This is a genomic window from Pseudomonas sp. ICMP 8385 (genome assembly GCF_002699915.1).
GTDB lineage: Bacteria > Pseudomonadota > Gammaproteobacteria > Pseudomonadales > Pseudomonadaceae > Aquipseudomonas > Aquipseudomonas gessardii.
In genome coordinates this window covers 34,965-48,881 of sequence record NZ_LKBY01000146.1, presented here as the reverse complement: position 1 = coordinate 48,881, position 13,917 = coordinate 34,965, and the positions used below count along the sequence as shown (strand labels likewise).

The following is a 13,917-nucleotide window of genomic DNA, read 5'->3' as shown; positions in this document are numbered from 1 at the left end:
CACAGAAGGTGTCACGGCGTTTTACGGCAGCGGACCAGCAGCGGCTGCCAGAACAGCGCGTTGGCCAGGATCAGCGCCAGGCCGCTTTTGGGCACGCCACAGAAGGTGTCACGGCGTTTTACGGCAGCGGACGGTTGGCGGGCGAGGAAAGCAAGCTGGCGAACATCCATATCAAATTCTCAATGCAGCGAGGCGTTGAATTACAGGTAGAAATCCATTCGGAAGTAGATCGGCGCTTCGCGCTCGCTCATCACCGCCGGACTCAATGCAGCGAGGCGTTGAATTACAGGTAGAAATCCATTCGGAAGTAGATCGGCGCTTCGCGCTCGCTCATCACCGCCGGACGTTCCAAAGAGTGGGCAAAGGTCACGCTGGTGCTGACATGTTTGCCACGGGCAAACAGCTCCACCGAGTTGCTGGACACCCGGCCGTGGGTGGTGCCGTTGTAGCGGTCGTTGCGAATCACGCCCTGGTCGTAGCCCAGACTCACGCCGTATTCGCCGAAGGCCGGGCGCAGCCAGTCCACCAGCACCGGGCGTGACCAACGCAGGTCGTTGCGCCAGTAGCCGCCGCTGTCACCGTTGAGCTGCTGGTCCTTGAAGCCACGCACCGAGGATGAGCCGCCAAGGCTCATGCGCTGCGGGCTGAACAGCATGTCTTCGCTGCGTTGGCCGGTGGCCAGGCTGGTAAAGCTGAACGACTCGCCCCACAGCGTGAACGGTTGCAGGTAGCTGACAGTGGCGGTGTATTTGCGGTAGCGGGCATTGGCCTGCCGATTGCCAAAGCGGTCGCGTTCGTCTTCAGCCTGAGCATCTAACAGGCCGATACCGCTTTGCATGCCCAGGTCGACGTTGACAAAGGCACTGCCGACCCGCCGGCCGTGGTTGATACCCCATTGCAGTTCACTGAGGCGATGGCTGCTGACATCCAGGCGGCTGCCGTCGATGTAGTTGTTGGTACGCAGGTGGGCCAGGCCGACGCTGAGCGAGGTCTTGCTCAGTGCATCGCGGTGCACCACGCGCTCGGCGCGCAGTTGGTGGTTTTGGCTGTCGCCGGTCTGCTTGAACTGAGGCGATGGCTGCTGACATCCAGGCGGCTGCCGTCGATGTAGTTGTTGGTACGCAGGTGGGCCAGGCCAACGCTGAGCGAGGTCTTGCTCAGTGCATCGCGGTGCACCACGCGCTCGGCGCGCAGTTGGTGGTTTTGGCTGTCGCCGGTCTGCTTGAAGTCAAAACTGTCGCCCTGGATCAGCGAGCGGCTATCGCTCTGGTTGTAGCTGTAGCTGAAGTTCCACCAGCCCCACGGCACGTTGTAATAGAGCATGGCGTTTTTCGAGGTTTTCTGATGGTCGCTGATTGCATCGTGGCCACCACGCAAAATCAGCTGGTCCGCCAGGCCCAGGGGGCTGTCCCACTCAAGGCCGGCGCCCCACTGCTGATGGCCACCACGCAAAATCAGCTGGTCCGCCAGGCCCAGGGGGCTGTCCCACTCAAGGCCGGCGCCCCACTGCTGCTCGCCGGTGCTTTTCTGCCCGTCGTTATTGCGCGACAGGCTGGCGCGCCAGGGCTTTTGCGGGGTGTTTTTCACCAGCACCGAACTGCCGCCGACGGCCTCGCCGGGGGCCAGTTCCATTTGTGCCCGGTTGGACGGCAAGCGGTTGAGCTGATCAATGGCCTGCTCGATTTCCCGCAGGTTGAGCAAGTCGCCGTTTTTGCCGGGAAAGGCCATGGCCAACTCACGGTCCGAGAGTTGGCTGTTATCGGCGCCTTTCAGGCCTTCGAGCTTGCCTTCGACCACCAGCACTTGCAGATGCCCTTTGGACAAATCCTGCTGCGGCAAGTAGGCACGGCTGGTGACCATGCCCTTGTCGATGTAGTGGTCGGTGACGGCCTTGAGCAGTTGATTGAGCTGGGAGACGCCCAGGCACTGGTCGATATAAGGTTTGATCAAACGCTCGCGATCAGCGGCNGGTGGGCGTTGCGGGTTTGACTTCCTTGCCGGGCAGGTTCTTGAGCTCTTCAAGGCGCCGCTGCTGCTCTTCCAGCAGGCGATTTTGCCGCTCGCGGATCAGGTCCTGATCACCTGGCAGCGTCGCCGCCAGTGTGCTATTTGAAGCAACGCACGTCAGTAAGCAGACGCCCAGCAGTAACCGGATCCTTGGCAGTAAAAAAGACATGTTCGATCCATCGAATATCAATAGATGGCAAAATAACATCAATTTTTTTTGACGCCAAGATTATGGCTTGAATTTCGTGAAACCCTTAAAATCAGCACAAACAACTGATAAATAAGCAAAAAATCTAGATATGAATGTATATCGATTGAAATTAAATCTCATATTCCGACAAACGGTATCGAAACTGACACATTTCCCGCCTCACTTTCTGGTGTATCACCGCCAAAACCACTGCAGAACTGAACCCTAGAGTAAGTACTTCTCTATCTATTCAGCGAGCAGGCAAGATCCGGGCATCCACTCGCCTGACCGTTATGCTCTCGTTGCATCTCTTCGTTCGCTTCAGCGAACTGCGCTTTGCCCGTTGGAACGAGTTCGATCTCAAGGGGGCTGTTTGGGGATGTTCCGGACACGAGGCCAGCCCTTGAGAGCGTCAGCTTTCAACTCAGGGTACAAAAATGGAGGGCGACATCCATTTAGTACCGTTATCCTCCCAAGCAATTGCACTACTCAAACGGTTTCGCCAATCGGTCCCGAGAATCGACTGCTATATAGCTTCGCAAAAACTGTAGCCGGTGCTCAACCAAGAGCTGAGTACTTCTCGGACTTCTGCGTGACCATCAAATCTGTGGTGTAACAATTGCCAAATATTAAAAAAGCAGACCACTCTGCATTTTTTATATAGCCTTGCCCAAAGGAACGTCGAGTAACTACATGACTCAGTGCTGTTTTGCCGGACACTTGAGTCACTTTTGTAATGGCTCACTCGCTCAAACGCTTCCCAGTGCAGACCAAACAATCGCTCATCAGCAAAGCTCTTGAATCAAAGAGGCTAATCGGTATGTACACATACATCAGTTTCTCCATTGCAGAGCTGTTCGACAAAGTCTGGGAAACACCGGTGTTACAGCTGGCCCAAGAGATCGGCGTATCTGACGTTGCGCTGGGCAAAGCGTGCCGTAAAGCAGGCATACCGTTACCTGGACGCGGCCATTGGGCAAAACAAGCAAACGTCCGCCCCCAAAAACCGAAACTGCCCAAAAACAACGGCACAGTCGAGTTCAAAGTACTCGACCGTTCTGCAATACCGCGCCCTTCACACAAACCTGTGACAATCGAGCAGACCATTCAAGTCCCTGACCAACTCAAAGAGCCTCACCCGTTAGTAATTCAATGGCTTAAGGTTGCAAGGTCCGCCAAAATCATTGATGGCTTTCTGGGTGCCAAAGGCCGGCGGGTATTGGACATAAAAATTTCAGCAGCCCCGATCGACCGTTGTGCGCGTTTCTTCGACACACTTATCAAGGCTGCTGAGCGTGAAGGCTATTCGTGGAAAATCACAGAGACAAATACAACCTCAGTCATCGTCAATAACGAAGCTGTCGCCGTCCGTCTTGTGGAGCGGGTCAAGAGACTACCCTCCCCGCCACAGCCTCCTCAACCGCGTCGGCCAGGCGGCGCCTGGACACCTGATTTCAGTCGCATGGTTTACCCACGGTACGAATGGATACCGACTGGTGAACTTACATTCCAAATTGATGAATACACCGATTACGGGGAACGCAAAAATTGGAAGGATACAAAGACGGGCCTCGTTGAAACAAAAATTGCTGACATTCTTGTCGGACTGTCTCGCATATCAGTGCTTCTGAAAAAGAAGAGAGAGCAGCGAGAAATACAGGCACGCGAATATGCGGCGGCGGAAGCTGTGCGGCTGGAACGGGTACGTAAAGCCGAAATTCAGCACCGATTGCAGCTCAAGCTGGTCAATCACACGGAAAAATGGGAACACGCTGAACGCCTGCGCAGCTTTATTGGCGCAGTCGCAAAGCGGGTCGAATGCGGACAGGCAGTAGATCCCACTGCTGCCAAAGCCTGGTTGGAATGGGCAAATCAGCAGGCCAATCTGCTAGATCCCACTGAAGGGGATCTTATGACGGTTATTTCTCTGGAGGTACAACTGGAGAACGGATTTAACACCTACAGCTATCGAAAGCCAGAAAAAAGCTGGTGGTCGGAATAGTCGCATCAACTTCTGAAAGATACGTAAGAAAAATCATCATTTACCAGCGGTAAAGGAGAGCATCAGCTCAGGAAAAACCCTGACATGCCAATGGGCATTTATTTGAACTGGCCACAACCAATCAATGTCACGCCGCCCTAATCAAGAACCAAGTCATTTACTTGATCGCCAAGCAAGGTAAACGCCACCCCAGCGGCCATAAAATTTGATTGCCTACACCCAAACTTAAACATCGATGTATATATGCTAGATGACTGGTAGGAGTTAGCCCACAACAAACTGGGCGGTTCTGCAGGTCATCTCGCCTAATTCAACACCTGATCAACTACCCAAACCTGAGCCTCTCCTGCTAAGTGCCCTCTATTCCTGCGCTGCTTCCAAAAAATCATAGACAAAAATGTAACTATTAGTATCAGCAGCATTTTTCCCGCAAACCCAGATGGCAGACATGCTAACTCAGTACTCCAGCCATCGCGCATGGGGAAAATTTGAATGTAAGTGTCAAACCACTTTCAAGTTGATTGCAATTGCCCCCCCCGAATCGACTCTATTTCATTAGATCATGTCAGCGACGGCTACCGGTATATGCCAGCGCATTCCTATCACCCCGATAGCCGCCCACCCAAGGAACCCATTGATGACTTCACCACTCATGCGAGATATCGATCATGCGACAGCTACCTACTTCGTTGATAAAAGCCTACTACCACCCGATTGAGGCAGCGATCCGCTGGAGTAATCTGCATCGCTTTGAAACCTCAATCCTGGACCAACTAGGCAAGCGTCTACGCCCGATGCAGGACGACTTTCCACGCTGGCCGAAGCTGTATTTGAACAGTGAGCGTATTTACTGCGCCCTTTGCAATGGCGATCTACCCTTCGGAAAAAACGGCGTCATCTGCCCGGACATAACTCTGCTTGATGATCCAGACCTGAGCATCTGTGAGCCGCATCTGAAAGCCTGGATGCAACGCGACTACCCGGAAGAAAAACCTAACTTTCTATACGGCCCAGCTGAACGCCGCGGTCTTAGCTGGGCGGCGTTGCAGGAGATGTCAGCCAACCATGCTGCGCTGAAAGTGCAGCTTGAGATGTGTGCACAGAAAGCTTCGCAATTACGAGAGCGCAACACCCTGCTAAAACGCGACCTGGCGGAATTCCAGCGCTTGTTGCCAACCGATGAAGACCTCAGTGATCGCGGTCGCTCAGCATTGTTAAACATTATCGGTGGCCTACTTACAGCCCTGCGCGGCATATCGCCCGGTGGCCAGCGATACAGCCAGTTCGACAGCGACGCGGCAATCATCCAAACGGTCATTTCCTACCATGGCGGACGGGTTGGGATCACCGAACGTACGATGCAAAAGCACTTCGCCGCTGCTCGCCGCAGCCTGAGCACTTAAGCCCCCTACATCGCACCGCAACTGCGGTCGTATACCCCGCAGTTGCGGTAGCCGTCGACAGAGATGGGCTATTGAATACCGATCACCCCAAACAAGCCTTCGGGAGTGATCACCATGACTGAGAACGCCTCCATAGACCTCCACGCCGAGCACCGTGTATTACGTCGGGTGGAAGTCGAGCACAAAACCGGCCTTAAGCGCGCTCATCTGTATGCATTGATGCGTGCTGGGCGTTTTCCCAAAAGCATTTCGCTCGGCACACGGGCAGTGGGCTGGGATTCGCTGGAAATCGAACAATGGATCGCTGAACGCCGTGCCGAGCGCGGCTGAAGGGAGACGACTATGCGAGTGGTATCCCTGATAGAGACCAAGGGCGGCGTCGGCAAAACTACCACGGCGGCAAACGTAGGCGGCTTTGTCGCCGATGCTGGGTTGCGCGTGCTGCTGCTGGATTTGGATGTGCAGCCCACGCTGTCCAGCTACTTCGAGTTAAATAAACTGGCGTCCGCCGGCAGCTACGAGTTGTTGGCGTTTAATGAGCGTGACCTTGAGCAACTGGTTTCGCACACCACCATCCCCAACCTGGATCTGATTGCCTCCAACGATGATCAAGGCCATTTGGGCCCCCTACTGCTGCAAACGCCCGATAGCCGATTGCGCCTGCGCAATCTGTTGCCAATGTTTCAGCAACACTACGACCTGCTCTTGATCGACACACCAGGCACACGCAGTGTGCTGCTGGAGATGGCCGTAATTGCCTCAGACCTGGTGGTGTCACCAGTCACCCCGGAGATTCTGGCCGCGCGTGAATTTCGCCGGGGTACGCTGCAGTTACTTCAAGATATCCCTCTCTATCGCAATCTGGGTATTCAACCACCGCCCCTGCATCTGCTGATCAACCGCGTGCATCCTGTATCCACCGATGCGCGGCAAATCCAGCAGGCACTGCGCCAGGTATTTGGCTGCGTCCGTGGGGTTCATGTGTTGTGTACTACCATCCCAGCGATCACTGCCTACCCTTGTGCCGCCACCCATCAATTACCAGTCCATCGATTTGAACGCCGCAAGCCCTCCCGACGAGTCGCCCCTGCGGGGCTGGAGACCATGCGCGCATTGGCCTGCGAACTCTTCCCGGACTGGACAGAGCGCTTTGCCAAGGTCAACGGGAGCGGAGAGCGCCAACATGATCGATAGTCGTGTACCGAGACGATTGCGGCGCCTGATTGTTCTGGCGCTGCAAGAAGGCTGGCGGGTCGAGATCAGTCCTGACGTGCAGCTGACTTTGCGCAAACCGGGTTTCACGCCGATTCAGACCGGCCCTCGTGCCAACGATGCCCGAGTGCTGCAGCGCTCAAACGGCGATAAGTCCGATAATGGCTAAGTCGCCCACCAGTGATGTGGCCGCCCATCTGCTCGCCGCATCGTTCAACCGCCGCGAGCAGAATACTTGTGATCCGCTGGTGGATACCCCAATGCAGGTGAACCTGGAACAATTACGCCCGTATCAATTGAACCCACGCCGCGCGCTGAACCCTCAGCATCAGGCAATCAAGGCCTCAATCCGCCAGCGCGGCCTGGATCAGCCACCGAATATCACCCGCCGTCCCGGCGAAGAACACTTCATCATCCGCAACGGCGGCAACACTCGCCTGGCGATCCTGAACGAGCTTTGGCAGGAAACCGGCGACGAACGTTTCCACCGTTTTTTGTGCCTATTTCGTCCCTGGACCGCACGCGGCGAGATTCTTGCCCTAACTGGCCACCTGGCCGAGAACGATCTGCGCAGCGGCCTCACCTATATTGAGCGCAGCCAGGCGGTCGAGCAGGCGCGTCAGTTGTACGAGCAAGAGTATGGGCAGCCTTTGAATCAACGCGAATTGGCTGAGCGATTAAGTGAAGACGGCTACCCAGTGGATCAGCCCACGATCAGCCGCATGGGCGATACCCTGACCTACCTACTACCGGCGATTCCCGAGGCGCTTTACAGTGGGCTGGGGCGCCCTCAGATCCGAAAGTTGCTGAGCCTGCGCAAAGCCGCGCAACGGACCTGGCAACGTCATGTGCCCGATGCTGAAGCAGACTTCAGCGCACTGTTTCAGCAGAGCCTGGCGCGCTGTGACGCCGAGACAAAGCAATTTTCGGTACCGCGCGTACGCGACGAACTGCTCGGTGATCTGGCTCAACAACTGACGCTGGACTACGGTGAATTGGCGCTGGATATTGGTGAGTCAGAAATACGCCGTGAAGTGTTGGGCCAATTGCTGGAACCGGAATTCCCGCTCCCGCTAGCAGAGCGGGGTCCACCATCAGAGCTATTCACCGCACCGCTCGACCAGGCCAAACCGCCTACCGCCGAGCAACTGCGCACACGCATTGCAGAACTGGCGCGGAGCCTGGTTGATCAGCCCACTGAGGTACGCCCACAGCCTGAACACCTGGGTTTTCTCTGTTTCTGCAGCAATGAACACGAACTTCCACCACCTCAGAAAGCGTTGATCGCGCTACTGCTTTCACTGACTGGGCAATCGCCAAACAACCGCCTAGGGCCACTGCTTTGCGGCACCGCCCACAGTGAGCCGGAACTGGACGACCCTGCATTTGCCCAGCTAATCCGCCTGATCAAACTGGCTCGCCAACTCCCTCACAGCGGTGAATCACAATGAACACACCTCAGCCGTTAAACCAGGCCGTGATTACCCAGATCCTGCATGACTTGCGCAACGGTCAACTGCGCCGCGGCTTGGCGATGGGTTTTACCGAGCAACAACTGGGCGCACTCAAACGCCCCGAGCTGCTCAGCGTACTGGCTAATGCGCCCGTTTGCTGGTGCACGGTGAAGGTCAACGCTGCGATGGTACAAAGGGTTCTCAGCCAAGCCAACGCGGTGAAGGAAGAAGTCAACACCATCGACCGTCTGCTGCGAGCCGGCGCCAGCACCGAGATGATGAGCTTGTATCACGGCCTAACTCATCAGGAGGTTGCCATGCGCCGTGACGTACTGGGTCTGCCCAAGCGCCGCGGACGACACCCGGCACTGGACGAGGCGCAGGACACCGAGCTGTGGAAGCGCTGGAAGCCGCAGTTGGATGCACGCCAGATCGATGTGAACGATGAACCGAAAATGCTCGAACTGGCCCTGGACGTTGCCGAAGACATGGCACTCCCCTTATCGGTGGTTTGGGCAATGATTCAGGACTGGATCAAACAGCGCTTGGTCTGAGCCATGGCTCATCCTCCGCTGCACTGTGATGATTTTGTCTACAGTGGCCAACTGCACGACAGTGTGCCCCGCGCTTTGTTGCTGGATCGGCGCCTTTCTCCACTGGAGCGCAATGCCTGGCAAGTCATTCGCCTGCTGCTCAACGGGGACGGCATGACCTCCATGCCTACCTACGAGCATCTGCGTCCCTATCTGGCAACCTCTCCCTGCGCCCTACAGGCGTCCACCGAAACCGTGGCTCGTGCACTCACCGTGCTGCGTTTATGTCGCTGGCTGAGCCTGGCGCGACGTCGACGCCCCGAAGGCAATGGGCGCTGGCAAGGCAATCTTTATGTACTGCACCAAGCGCCACTGACACCCAATGAAGCCCTACGCCTGGATGGCGAGTATCTGGAATTGCTCAGCCAATCACTGACCCATGCCAGCAAGGCCGTCCAGCGCGTGGCCTATGACGCCCTCCAGGCTCTGGCCGAAGATCCTCTGCTCACCACTCAGCCACTGCCCGAACACCTGAAACGGCTCGCTGAGTGGCTGGAAAACACCACCGGGATTACGGTTTCACCATGCCCCATCATCACAGACTTTAGCGCTGCACCTACTTCGGAATCCGAAGGCCGCCCTACTTCGGATTCCGAAATCAACCCACCTGCTTCGGCTTCCGAAGTAGGTCGCCAGCCCAGTAAATCCGCCAGCCTTCGGAATCCGAAGCAGGGCCCTAGTACTGTATTAAGTATTAGTAAAAGCTTTTGTATACCGCGCGCGCGAAAATCGAATGCGCCCCACCTGCCGACCGGTTTCGCTCAACTGCGCCCGGAGGAACAAAGCGCAGCGTTGGCCACCCTGCAGCGAATCGCGCCCGACCTGCGTCAGGCGGTGCTGAACGAATGGCAGGTACGTTGCGAAACCGGCGACGTGCAACGCCCGGCCAATTACCTGTTCGGCATTCTGCAAAAAGCCCTGCGCGGGGACTTTCATCCGTGGGCAGCACAATCGTTCCAACCGGCAGCGCCAACAACCGCGACACCCGAGCAGCAGGAAGCGCAACGCGCCCTCGCACACCAGCATCTGGCGCAACTGCGCAAACTACTCAAGATCCGCTGATCGTACCTAACCGACTTATGTCACTGACATAAATCCACAGCAGGTCGCCAACAAACCGGGATACGCCACCTACCCATTGTGCACAGACAGCGCCTAACCAACCCGTCAGCCTGAAACCTCAACTTGCCCTTAAGCCCTTTGCCCATGGCCACGATCGAAGACGCCCCGCTCGGCAGCCTGCGCAGCCAAATGCGCCTGACCTTGCATACACTTCATGCGATCCGTCTGTGGAACGGCCGACTGCCGTCCGCTGACGCACCACGCATCCGCGGCCTGAATGATTTCGTCACCCTGGTCAACCGTGTCTACCGTGACGCCGCACGCGACGATCCCTACGCCGACGCCCTGTTACTGCGTTTTGAAGCCAAGCTCGACAGCACCCGCACTGCCCTGCTCAACCTCCACGCACAACTCAACGCCGCCATGGCCCAGGCCCCCGCGGCCTTCAGCTTGGGTGACAACCTGAACGTGGAACCGGTCCAACTGCCAGTCACTTTCAACGCCCCATTGGGGTTTCTGGCGCTCTACCTGCTGGCTGACTACGACGAACTGGCCCGTCGCGCACTGCTGGCCCAACACACTGCCCTGATCGACCCACCCACCCTTGAATACTGGCTGGACGAGGGTGCCCACTGCTTGCGCAGCCTGTTCAGCCTGATCCAGACCTATCGTACCAGTGGTGCCTGTCGCGATGACTTCGCGGCCAACAATGCCAAAGCGCAACGGGCTCGCGAGCAGTTTGGTGAACTGCCGCAGAACATCCTCGATGGCAGCCTGCGTGCCAGACATGCGCCTGCCCTTCGACAGAGTGAGCCAGCCGCTCTCAACAGTGCTGGGCCAACCAGCAACAACACCCACGGACTGCCCGAGGACTCTTGACCATGCCCACACCGATTGCAGACGAGGTCACCATCCTGCTGGAACAGGCCACCTCCCTAAAGGGCCTTTTAAGGGCTTTTAAAGGTAAGGGGGAATTGACCACGCTGGTCGATAGCTGCATCGCACTGCGCGACGAACTGATCCAGCAGACCCTGCCACACAAAGTAGCGCGTGCCCGCGTCTCGCCACTGCATCTGCTGCCGGTGCAATTGAGCAGCCAGAGCACCGGCGCAGGCACCACGTTTCTGCGTTGGCGTCGCGTCGACCGTACCGCCATGGGCGTGGCGCAATGGCAGGCCCTGCTACTGGCGCCGAGTACACCGGATGCGCTAGTGCCAACGCTGTATCGACTGGAGCAGCAACGGGTGTTGCTCAACGCACAGATCAGCCTGATTCACGCCCTGATGCACCTGGCACGCACGACGACCGACAAATTGGCCGTGGCCGAGCGCACCTATGAACAACGCCTGCAATCCATCAGTAAGGAGGTCGTATGAGCACCTACTTTGTCGGCGAGGGGAATATCGGTACTGCACCGGAATACCGTGAGTTCCCACGGGACAATGCCGAACCGCGGCGATTGTTGCGGCTTAACGTTTACTTCGACAACCCGGTATTGATTAAGGACGGTTATGAGGATCGCGGTGGTTTTTGGGCGCCCGTGGAGCTGTGGCATTCCGAAGCGGAACAATGGCAGGCGCTGTATCAGAAAGGCATGCGTGTGCTGGTCGATGGCCGCACTGTGCGCGAGGAGTGGGAGGATCGGGAGGAGAATCTGCGCGTCACCTTCAAGGTCGAAGCGCGGCGGGTAGGAATTCTCCCTTATCGGATAACGCGGGTAGACATGCAGACCTCCTCTCACGCAGCAGTGGAGCAAGCTATACAGGCGTCTTGACCATACACAAAAGAGGTATAGGGAGCGGCGACCAACTCTGCTGATTAGTCGCCATGCTCTTTACCTTTCAGGGACAAACTGAAGAGGCATATCCTGCTTTTTTACGAAGAGGCTATCGTGTAGCTGGTGGTAAGTGGGGAATATTAGCCCCAGCGGGATCCTGATACGCGTCCCAATACCACCACCCCAAGCGCGCTTTATACTCGGCATCATAGAACGTGACCTTGTCGGCCTTGCGCAGCAAGTACTCCGGAGTGTTCATGCCGAACACTTCCATCGGATACTCATCATCCAGATCCTTCAACCAGAAATCAGGCAACGTTTTATCGTCGCCATCAAACCGAAGTGGCTTGGAGAACTTACGCTTTTGCTCGCGAAGCATGGCCTCTACAGTACCTTCCAAGCCAGAATCCAACGGGATCAGCATATCGCTCACGTGCATCAATGCCATGTCGAGAACATCGTAGTATCGACTGTTATGACGCTGGCCTATAAACGCGATAGATATAGTTTTGGCGCCCTGTCTCCAGGCTAAGATCTCTCGGGCGAAACTACGCTGTGCATCTGCCCAAACGTCGCTCTTGAGGTACAGGGTTGGCATACCTGCACTGTTCATCAATGACAGCGCCGACATCTCATCAACGCCGCCAGCATAAGGCTGCAGTACACCCACTGCAATTAACCGGTATTGGAGCGTTTTGGCCTTCTCCAAGACGGAAACGTTGCGGGTGGCCTCCTTTGAACCATTTCTCGCAGGGCTCAGCAACACTCGATCCAAGGTCATTCGGCAGGTTTTGATGTGTTCGGCTGTCTGTATTAGCAGCCATTGGAGGATCGTATCGCTACGCTTGCCTTCCATATTAGGCACCCAAGTATTCAGATCGCTCCGCGTCCACAGTAGATGCAGCAATCCTAAGAGGGTCATTGCGCGCTGCGTTCGCCCAGGTTTACGAGGGTCAAGTATGAGCTCCACTTGGGGTTCAACAGCGTCGTTCTTTTTTCTGAGCTTGATCGCTTGAGAGAGACGGACCTTTACGTCATCGTCATCACCTTCCACCACGACACCATCAACGTACGACTTCAATCCCGTCCGGCTTTCATCTTCACTAAAAAAACGACAATCGAATGCGTGTTCCGGGCCTGTATTTGCACATCTGGCAAGAACGTAGCGGTCGCTGTCTTTAAGGTGCCGAATACTGAGCCTTTTTAATCCAGGCCCCGTACACAGGCACGTGGCCTGACTACCATGTGCCTTTTTCAGCAACAGTTGCCAGACCTGGGCATGTCTAGATTGGGTTTGAAAATCCTTTGAAGACGGGTATTTCGCGCCCGGCACTGACACACTGTAAGTCTCTTTCATGTCATCCCTTTCTTGTTAATTCATCAAAATTGCTGCGGCGTAATCATCTCGCCAGAACGCTTAGAAAAAATCATACATCACTATGTTGGATGGCCCAGTTAGCCACATCAGCATACAAAACTCGCGTCACCATCAATACTCTTGATCCAGATATTCAGCACCCGCCTATAGCGGGCTGCGCCCGTTGCCGATTGACGCTGCCCCGCCACCCACCATCCTCTCCAGGCTAACGCCCAGCGCTGCCGACTCGCTCGGCACCCGCCCAGGTAGTCCAGATCTTCAAGGCTACGGCGCAGTACCCGCTGCGTTGGTCCAACAGCCTGTTGCATGTCACAGGCCATCGTCCTTTCCACGGCCGACTCAGGCCGTCATTGTCTGGAGATTCATCCATGAACCTACAGCCCACAAAACCCGAGGTCTCGGACCAGATGATCGCTGATCACCCCGAGGCCCCTGCAACCCAGCAGTTCTTCCAAACCTGGCAACACGCCGTCCGGCTCGCAGGCCCACGTTACTTCGGTATTGAGCATCACAACGACATCAATCTAGCCCTCAGTAAATGGGATCTGTGCCCCGATGTCCCACTGATTGACACGGCCATCGGCGCCATGAGTCATGGTGAGCAGGTGTTCCTTGCTGCGCTGGTCAGTTTTTACAACGATGAAACCGGGGGACGCCTGTTGCAACGGGTTGGCGTCCACGGACTGGCTGACTTTGGTCTGCTGGACTCCCGGCGACGCTACCTCATCGCCAACCTGATCATCCACTACAACGGCTGGTAATCCAGCAACTCAGGCACCCGACGGGACACCTCCCGTCGGGGGTGGTGTCCCTCCTCATTTGCTTATAGGAGAGTAGCC

At 56.4% G+C, this 13,917-nt stretch carries 14 protein-coding genes and 3 pseudogenes; 13 read left to right on the top strand and 4 right to left on the bottom strand.

Annotation, left to right across the window (positions count from 1 at the left end; genetic code table 11):
• Positions 1-11 precede the first annotated feature (11 nt).
• The 3 genes and pseudogenes from AO268_RS32815 to AO268_RS28860 form a co-directional block, all read right to left on the bottom strand.
• Positions 12-170, bottom strand: coding sequence for a hypothetical protein (locus AO268_RS32815; protein ID WP_176561422.1), 159 nt, complete (start codon positions 168-170; stop codon positions 12-14).
• Between the two features lie 113 nt (positions 171-283).
• A pseudogene (locus AO268_RS28865) lies at positions 284-1,066 on the bottom strand (ShlB/FhaC/HecB family hemolysin secretion/activation protein); the annotation flags it as partial.
• 15 nt (positions 1,067-1,081) lie between these two features.
• Positions 1,082-2,176 (bottom strand): annotated as a pseudogene (locus AO268_RS28860) (ShlB/FhaC/HecB family hemolysin secretion/activation protein); the annotation flags it as partial.
• Positions 2,177-2,460: 284 nt separating this feature from the next.
• On the opposite strand from AO268_RS28860, the pseudogene AO268_RS33395 reads away from it, so the two are divergent.
• The 12 genes and pseudogenes from AO268_RS33395 to AO268_RS28805 all read left to right on the top strand — a co-directional run.
• Positions 2,461-2,733: pseudogene (locus tag AO268_RS33395) on the top strand (tyrosine-type recombinase/integrase); the annotation flags it as partial.
• Positions 2,734-2,933: 200 nt separating this feature from the next.
• The gene (locus AO268_RS28850) at positions 2,934-4,199 is read left to right on the top strand and encodes a hypothetical protein (protein WP_257154476.1); all 1,266 of its coding nucleotides are present in this window, start codon (positions 2,934-2,936) and stop codon (positions 4,197-4,199) included.
• Between the two features lie 668 nt (positions 4,200-4,867).
• Positions 4,868-5,602 (top strand): hypothetical protein, encoded by a 735-nt coding sequence (locus tag AO268_RS28845; protein WP_099170627.1) that lies wholly within the window; start codon positions 4,868-4,870, stop codon positions 5,600-5,602.
• A 114-nt stretch (positions 5,603-5,716) separates the two neighbouring features.
• Positions 5,717-5,932, top strand: coding sequence for an AlpA family transcriptional regulator (locus AO268_RS28840; RefSeq protein WP_099170626.1), 216 nt, complete (start codon positions 5,717-5,719; stop codon positions 5,930-5,932).
• A 12-nt stretch (positions 5,933-5,944) separates the two neighbouring features.
• Positions 5,945-6,796 carry a ParA family protein gene (locus tag AO268_RS28835; protein WP_099170625.1) on the top strand — a complete coding sequence of 284 codons (852 nt, stop codon included), beginning with the start codon at positions 5,945-5,947 and terminating at the stop codon, positions 6,794-6,796.
• On the top strand, positions 6,786-6,983 hold the full coding sequence (locus AO268_RS32535; protein ID WP_141562853.1) for a hypothetical protein: 198 nt from the start codon (positions 6,786-6,788) through the stop codon (positions 6,981-6,983). Before AO268_RS28835 ends, AO268_RS32535 begins: the two co-directional genes overlap by 11 nt.
• A complete protein-coding gene (locus tag AO268_RS28830) occupies positions 6,976-8,265 on the top strand; it encodes a ParB family protein (RefSeq protein WP_099170624.1) in 1,290 nt (429 codons plus the stop codon). The genes AO268_RS32535 and AO268_RS28830 overlap by 8 nt, the downstream gene beginning before the upstream one ends.
• Complete coding sequence (locus AO268_RS28825; protein WP_099170623.1) at positions 8,262-8,822, top strand: DUF2857 domain-containing protein; 561 nt, start codon at positions 8,262-8,264, stop codon at positions 8,820-8,822. Before AO268_RS28830 ends, AO268_RS28825 begins: the two co-directional genes overlap by 4 nt.
• Positions 8,823-8,825: 3 nt before the next feature.
• Positions 8,826-9,923, top strand: a complete 1,098-nt coding sequence (locus AO268_RS28820) for an STY4528 family pathogenicity island replication protein (protein ID WP_099170622.1) — start codon at positions 8,826-8,828, stop codon at positions 9,921-9,923.
• A 144-nt stretch (positions 9,924-10,067) separates the two neighbouring features.
• Positions 10,068-10,802 (top strand): PFL_4669 family integrating conjugative element protein, encoded by a 735-nt coding sequence (locus tag AO268_RS28815; protein WP_099170621.1) that lies wholly within the window; start codon positions 10,068-10,070, stop codon positions 10,800-10,802.
• A 2-nt stretch (positions 10,803-10,804) separates the two neighbouring features.
• Positions 10,805-11,299 carry a DUF3158 family protein gene (locus AO268_RS28810; RefSeq protein ID WP_099170620.1) on the top strand — a complete coding sequence of 165 codons (495 nt, stop codon included), beginning with the start codon at positions 10,805-10,807 and terminating at the stop codon, positions 11,297-11,299.
• The gene (locus AO268_RS28805; RefSeq protein WP_099170619.1) at positions 11,296-11,697 is read left to right on the top strand and encodes a single-stranded DNA-binding protein; all 402 of its coding nucleotides are present in this window, start codon (positions 11,296-11,298) and stop codon (positions 11,695-11,697) included. Before AO268_RS28810 ends, AO268_RS28805 begins: the two co-directional genes overlap by 4 nt.
• Positions 11,698-11,809: 112 nt before the next feature.
• Here AO268_RS28805 and AO268_RS28800 read toward each other — a convergent pair whose 3' ends face one another.
• Positions 11,810-13,057, bottom strand: coding sequence for a DUF1173 family protein (locus AO268_RS28800; RefSeq protein WP_099170618.1), 1,248 nt, complete (start codon positions 13,055-13,057; stop codon positions 11,810-11,812).
• 389 nt (positions 13,058-13,446) lie between these two features.
• Here AO268_RS28800 and AO268_RS28795 point away from each other — a divergent pair, with 389 nt between their 5' ends.
• Positions 13,447-13,839 (top strand): hypothetical protein, encoded by a 393-nt coding sequence (locus tag AO268_RS28795; RefSeq protein ID WP_099170617.1) that lies wholly within the window; start codon positions 13,447-13,449, stop codon positions 13,837-13,839.
• Positions 13,840-13,917 lie beyond the last annotated feature (78 nt).

Coding starts and splice junctions, on each gene's coding strand:
- AO268_RS28810 (WP_099170620.1), top strand. CDS start 10,805: ATGCCCACACCGATTGCAGACGAGGTCACCATCCTGCTGGAACAGGCC.
- AO268_RS28830 (WP_099170624.1), top strand. CDS start 6,976: ATGGCTAAGTCGCCCACCAGTGATGTGGCCGCCCATCTGCTCGCCGCA.
- AO268_RS28805 (WP_099170619.1), top strand. CDS start 11,296: ATGAGCACCTACTTTGTCGGCGAGGGGAATATCGGTACTGCACCGGAA.
- AO268_RS28815 (WP_099170621.1), top strand. CDS start 10,068: ATGGCCACGATCGAAGACGCCCCGCTCGGCAGCCTGCGCAGCCAAATG.
- AO268_RS28800 (WP_099170618.1), bottom strand. CDS start 13,057: ATGAAAGAGACTTACAGTGTGTCAGTGCCGGGCGCGAAATACCCGTCT.
- AO268_RS28795 (WP_099170617.1), top strand. CDS start 13,447: ATGAACCTACAGCCCACAAAACCCGAGGTCTCGGACCAGATGATCGCT.
- AO268_RS28845 (WP_099170627.1), top strand. CDS start 4,868: ATGCGACAGCTACCTACTTCGTTGATAAAAGCCTACTACCACCCGATT.
- AO268_RS28820 (WP_099170622.1), top strand. CDS start 8,826: ATGGCTCATCCTCCGCTGCACTGTGATGATTTTGTCTACAGTGGCCAA.
- AO268_RS28825 (WP_099170623.1), top strand. CDS start 8,262: ATGAACACACCTCAGCCGTTAAACCAGGCCGTGATTACCCAGATCCTG.
- AO268_RS28850 (WP_257154476.1), top strand. CDS start 2,934: ATGGCTCACTCGCTCAAACGCTTCCCAGTGCAGACCAAACAATCGCTC.
- AO268_RS28835 (WP_099170625.1), top strand. CDS start 5,945: ATGCGAGTGGTATCCCTGATAGAGACCAAGGGCGGCGTCGGCAAAACT.
- AO268_RS32815 (WP_176561422.1), bottom strand. CDS start 170: ATGGATGTTCGCCAGCTTGCTTTCCTCGCCCGCCAACCGTCCGCTGCC.
- AO268_RS32535 (WP_141562853.1), top strand. CDS start 6,786: ATGATCGATAGTCGTGTACCGAGACGATTGCGGCGCCTGATTGTTCTG.
- AO268_RS28840 (WP_099170626.1), top strand. CDS start 5,717: ATGACTGAGAACGCCTCCATAGACCTCCACGCCGAGCACCGTGTATTA.